Origin of the sequence: Paucilactobacillus oligofermentans DSM 15707 = LMG 22743, assembly GCF_001434315.1 — a bacterium.
Lineage (GTDB): Bacteria > Bacillota > Bacilli > Lactobacillales > Lactobacillaceae > Paucilactobacillus > Paucilactobacillus oligofermentans.
Map to the genome: position 1 here is coordinate 1 of NZ_AZFE01000006.1, position 5086 is coordinate 5086.

Genomic DNA, 5086 nt, shown 5'->3' on the forward strand with positions numbered 1-5086 from the left:
AAGGTTGGCGATCTGTTAGGAATTAATTATCTAGGGACCCACACAATGCGCAAAACCGGGGCTTATCGCGTCTACACACAATCTAATTATAATATTGGTTTGGTCATGAATTTGCTAAATCATTCCAGTGAAGCAATGACTTTAGCTTATTTAGGCTTAGACCAGGCTAGTACTGAAACGATGCTGGATAAAATTGATTTTGGTTAGGAGGCTGGCTTTATGGATTTAGATTTTAAATCAAACAAGTATGATCTTTTTGATGATTGGCATCAAAACAAGACTAAACAAGAGTTTACACAAAAGTTGCAACAACAAGCTCAAATTGAAAAAACACACCTGCCAAAATTATTGTCGCGTGAAGATTTAAAAATTCGTTGGCAGATGAACTCTCGTCAAAGTATTCATCAAGTTGCTAGTAAGCCTGATTTTCCGCAACCCGTTTTTGCTTTTAATCATGGTAAGACGCCACTTTACTTAGCAACTGAAATTCAAATTTTTGAAATTAATCACCCCTGGGTGATAACTCCCAGTGCTCGTCTTGCTTATAGTCATTGGATCCTTCGCAATGTGATTGATCAATCTTGATATTCAGCTCTAGGTTTTGAGGGTTTACTCTAGGTTTTTTATAGTTGGCGCTAGCCTTCTAATACAAATAATACCCATTTCGATGGGTATTAAATCTACCCTTGACAAGTGTCAAGGGTGTAAGTGCGCATTGACCTCGTTTTACTCGGTCTACTGATTCTCCTGAATTTACTTTTAGTTTATGCCTTCCGCTTCGCTATTTCAACTTTCATACTTTGACTTAACATTCTCTTTATGATATAGTGTCGGTGATTATTTTTAATATGATTAGAGGGATCGTTATGTCTCAAATCAGCTTAGAAAAACAAGAAGCTAAATTAAAACAGCTTAATCAAAAGATTAAAGCTGAAAAAAATAAGATTGAACAACGGCTAGGTAAACAAATCATCAGTCAAGCCAATTTAGATTATGCTAATTTGTCTAACGATCAGATTAAGCTTTTAGCCAAGCGATTTTCTGAATTTTTAAAGGTAAAGCCCGTAGATCATTAGCCATACGAGATAGGAAAATTCCATGTCTAATCAATATGAAAAACTAGTCGAGCAGCAAGCGCGTTTAAAACAAAAAATTGAGCGGGAAGATTTTAAATTACGGCAATCTAAATACTATGAAAATCGGCAAGACCGCAAAGCCCGTTCTCGCCGATTAATTCAAAAAGGGGCTTTGCTCGAAAAATACTTTCAAGCTGATAATCTCTCGGTTGAACAAACCGAAGAACTTTTAAAAACATTCGCTGACTATGTCAACGCCCATAAACCGGATAAATTAAAAAACGATCAACCTAATAACTAGGCCGATCGTTTTTATTTTCAGGATTGTTTTTTGGCTTAATTTCTGGATTGTGTTTAGCAAAGTCTTTTAACTGTTTTTGAATTCTTTGTGTAAGCTCTGCTTTACTTTCTTTGTGCTTCCTTTTACTTGATCGCTGTTGAATTATCTTTTGACCCTTACCTCTTCTTTTTGATTTTAGGTCAAGCGTAAAATCTGAAATTTTATTTTGATCTAGCTTACTTAAATGACCGATTTCTTTAAAGTTTAAACCGGCTTTGGGAAAGCGATAAATATTACCAAGATCGACCCAGGAAGGTTTCTTCAACCCAGCGGATTGCCAATCTTGAATAGGATAATATTGTTGCTTGATATAAGCCGACTTCTTTTCATACTGACTAGTAATTTTAAAAGCCTCGACCGTCTGTTCTGATACCCGACGAATTAAAATTGGCCGAGACTTGCCACCGTTAGTTTCTACAAAACTAACGTATAGGCTGACTAAGTCATTAGTCCTCATCTGGATCGTTGAGCCAATCAGCGACCTCTTTAGCGTCTTTGAACTCGGTGACTGGTGTCCCTTCGGTCGCCTTTAAAAAGCGTAAATTAGCTCTTTCTTCTTCGCTTAAAGACGCATTAAAAGGTAAAGCACCATTAGCAACAATCCGCTTGTAAAACATGTTAATGGCCGTGGTTGGATTTAAGCCCAATTCGCTTAAAACTGCTTCGGTATCATCGGCCAAATCTTTATCAATCTTGACTTGGACCCGTTTCTTTTCCTTAACTGCCATGATTGTCTCATCTCCTTTCTTTTACCACTACCATTATACTACTTTTTGAGTACCTTACCAATAGATAAAGCCCTGGCCTCAAATCACTTGAGCTTGGCGTTGATCTAAAGGCTGAACTTTTGAGCTGGTTAGCCTGGTTAGCTCTGGCGCTCATTTAAAAGCCCCTATTCTTATGTTTAAGCCATTTAAATCTAGCTTAAGTATAAATATAGGTTAGTAAGTCTTAAAACCGCTTAGAAAGGATTTTGCAGCCTTTTAGGACTAGTAGTACAACCCACTGTTGTCGTTGTCGGCCGGCGTTTCTTCTTCGGGGTGTTTGGCCGCATATTCTCTAGCCGCTTGTTTATTCCACCAAACGCCAAATAGGTTTTGCATGGTGCCGTATAAGTAGTTCTCAACATTCTTGATGTGCTTCTCATTGCTTCTCAGGGCGTTAAAGTAGCGTCTCAAGGCTTTAGTCATTAAAGGTTTCAGATCCTCATCATCAAGTGGGATTATGACACCAATATCTTTGTGATCTTTCTCAACTCGGTACTTAGCATTTAAGATAATGCCAATGAAGCGACGCATCTGTTGCGGGGTACGGCACCAAAAACCAAGCAATATTCATCATGTTACAGCACCCGAGTAAAAGCTACGAAGATAAAAACATTCATCCTCAAAATATGTAACCTAGAAAAAAGGCCTCCAGTGTTAAACCGGGAGCCTTTTTTAGTATACCAATTTCTACTTCACATAATGCAAAATTAAACAAAGTAAAGCGCTCAATCCGTGTGGTTGTGGGCTCTTTATTTTACAACTTTGTGAAATGAAATTGGTATAGGTCAAGTAACAATACGAAACCTTGATTTAATAGGATTCTTCTTTTAGAAAAGTTAGTGAAATTTCATATGTATTTTTCCTCAAATTAGTTGACTTAGTGGGTCACCCCTACTTGATTGAGAGGTTGGTTGAGCGGTGAATGGCAAAGTTGGACCCTAGTCACGAGCAAATTTTAAATAAAAAAATAAGCGTCGCACTAGAGTACAACTTAACTGCTACTTGACCGATCGGCCGTCTCACGTATTCTAGTTAACCTCGTAGCTGCTGTCTCTTCGACAAACTGTATTCCCTTACAATTACTGCCCTGTAAGCATTGAATACAGCCACCGTGCTCGTAAGCACCAGTAAACCGCCCTGACCCTTATTGGTGGTCATCACCATTCATCACCCACAACACGAGGTAGTTGCTTATGTGATATAACCGGTTGTTATTGAAGTCGCACCGGTAAACGTGTCCCCTTAATATTTATACTCTAGCTTGTCCCCTAGAATGGTCCGCGAGAAGCAATTGAATGTCAAGACTTGCAATTTTGGAGCCTAGACCTTACAATTAATACATGGTTATTTGTGGTTCCCGCGAAGGTAGATGGTCGCGGGGCTTCTTTTGTATATTCAATTGCCTTAGCTAACGCAAATTAGCTAGGGCTTTTTTATTACTCTTACATTAAACCATACAATAGTATCACTTGTAAATGATTTTTTAAAAAACAAACGCTGATATTTGGCCATTGCTTGTAACAAAGCACATGTAATTTGTAATTTGTAACTTGATACTTGTAATTTGTTACAAATAAAAATTAGCTTATAGCCTTGTATTATCGGGAATATTAGGTTATTATCTACTTAGAATCTCGATACTTGTTACAAAGAAAGCGGGGTAATTATGACTAAAATTGTCACATGCAACGGCTTTAAAGGTGGTATTGGGAAAACAATGTCTAATGTAATGTTTTCCTATTTATTAGCTGAACGTGGTTACAAAGTTCTCTTAGTTGATTTTGATCCACAGGGTAATGCTGGTGAAATAATTGAAAAGACTTACCCAGATCAAATAGAGAGACCCAAAGTTAGCTTTGTTGATGGATTACAGAAGTTTGACTTAACTAACTCAATTACAAAATTCACAGATAATTTATCTATGCTCGTGAGTGACTGGAATTTAAGCATGCTCCCAGATATGTTAGAGGAATATAAGAAGGAAGAAAGACGCTTCCTATTACGTTCTCTCCTAAAAGGTGTTAAGGATGACTTCGATTTTATTTTCATTGATACTCCCCCTACACTATCAGATTATACGAACAATGCTATTCTAGCATCTGATTGGGTTATTGCTATTCTGCAAACACAGGAACAATCTTACTCTAGTACATTGAAGTTCATTTCGTACATTCAGGACTTGAAGAAAAACTATGCTGATAATTATGAAGTTAATTTTGATCTTGTAGGAGTGCTTCAGTACCTCGTTAAGATTGATGGTAATGTTGATCAAGAAATAATCCATGATGCTAAGGACACTCTAGGGGTTGCCCTCTTCCATGAAAACATTTATCAACGGGAACGTGTTAAGCGTTTTGGTCGTAGTGGAATTGCTAATAATGATTTATGGGATAAAAGAGCTCTTCATATGTACACAGTTGTACTAGATGAAGCACTAAGCAGAATGGGGGTTAAATAATGCCTGAAAAGAAAAGTTTGTTAGATCAATTGAATGTTAAGGATAAGCTTGAGAACCGTGATAGTCCTTTTGCTAAAGATGAAAAGACAAAGCCTTTACGTATTAGAGAAAGTAAATATGACCTAGTTAATGTAATTTCCTTTAAAACTGGCACAAAAAAAGTAGATGTACTTGATAACATACTTGAGGCTGGTATTAAGCAGTTAAAACTTAGGGAACAATATAAGGATGAGCTTTAAAGTTTGTCCTTTTTATTTACTCTTATTTTTTTGTAACAAGTAATTTGTTACTTGTAATTTGTTACTTGGCACATGTAACTAGTAACTTGTACTTTGTAATATATTACATAATGGTATTTAAATATGGCTTAAATTGTCCGTATAATAGGATTGGTCCCCTGTCAATAAAATAGACAATTTAAATAGAGACTTTTTTGTCCTATGCC

At 36.8% G+C, this 5086-nt stretch carries 7 protein-coding genes and 2 pseudogenes; 6 read left to right on the forward strand and 3 right to left on the reverse strand.

The window, feature by feature from the left end:
- The 4 genes and pseudogenes from FC70_RS02380 to FC70_RS02395 form a co-directional block, all read left to right on the forward strand.
- Positions 1-207, forward strand: a pseudogene (locus FC70_RS02380) (site-specific integrase); the annotation flags it as partial.
- Positions 208-219: 12 nt separating this feature from the next.
- Positions 220-585, forward strand: a complete 366-nt coding sequence (locus FC70_RS02385; protein WP_057889450.1) for a hypothetical protein — start codon at positions 220-222, stop codon at positions 583-585.
- A gap of 281 nt (positions 586-866) precedes the next feature.
- Positions 867-1076 (forward strand): hypothetical protein, encoded by a 210-nt coding sequence (locus FC70_RS02390; RefSeq protein ID WP_057889451.1) that lies wholly within the window; start codon positions 867-869, stop codon positions 1074-1076.
- Between the two features lie 22 nt (positions 1077-1098).
- Positions 1099-1377, forward strand: a complete 279-nt coding sequence (locus FC70_RS02395) for a hypothetical protein (protein ID WP_057889452.1) — start codon at positions 1099-1101, stop codon at positions 1375-1377.
- On the opposite strand, the gene FC70_RS09310 is transcribed toward FC70_RS02395, so the two are convergent.
- The 3 genes and pseudogenes from FC70_RS09310 to FC70_RS02410 all read right to left on the reverse strand — a co-directional run.
- Positions 1367-1873, reverse strand: coding sequence for a hypothetical protein (locus FC70_RS09310; protein ID WP_039107120.1), 507 nt, complete (start codon positions 1871-1873; stop codon positions 1367-1369). The two genes, FC70_RS02395 and FC70_RS09310, sit on opposite strands and share 11 nt — an antisense overlap.
- Positions 1863-2144, reverse strand: coding sequence for a type II toxin-antitoxin system RelB/DinJ family antitoxin (locus FC70_RS02405; RefSeq protein WP_002819873.1), 282 nt, complete (start codon positions 2142-2144; stop codon positions 1863-1865). The genes FC70_RS09310 and FC70_RS02405 overlap by 11 nt, the downstream gene beginning before the upstream one ends.
- A 261-nt stretch (positions 2145-2405) precedes the next feature.
- Positions 2406-2747: pseudogene (locus tag FC70_RS02410) on the reverse strand (replication initiator protein A); the annotation flags it as partial.
- 1102 nt (positions 2748-3849) lie between these two features.
- On the opposite strand from FC70_RS02410, the gene FC70_RS02415 reads away from it, so the two are divergent.
- Both FC70_RS02415 and FC70_RS02420 read left to right on the forward strand, forming a co-directional pair.
- A complete protein-coding gene (locus FC70_RS02415; RefSeq protein ID WP_057889454.1) occupies positions 3850-4641 on the forward strand; it encodes a ParA family protein in 792 nt (263 codons plus the stop codon).
- On the forward strand, positions 4641-4880 hold the full coding sequence (locus FC70_RS02420) for a hypothetical protein (protein WP_057889455.1): 240 nt from the start codon (positions 4641-4643) through the stop codon (positions 4878-4880). Before FC70_RS02415 ends, FC70_RS02420 begins: the two co-directional genes overlap by 1 nt.
- Positions 4881-5086: the final 206 nt, after the last annotated feature.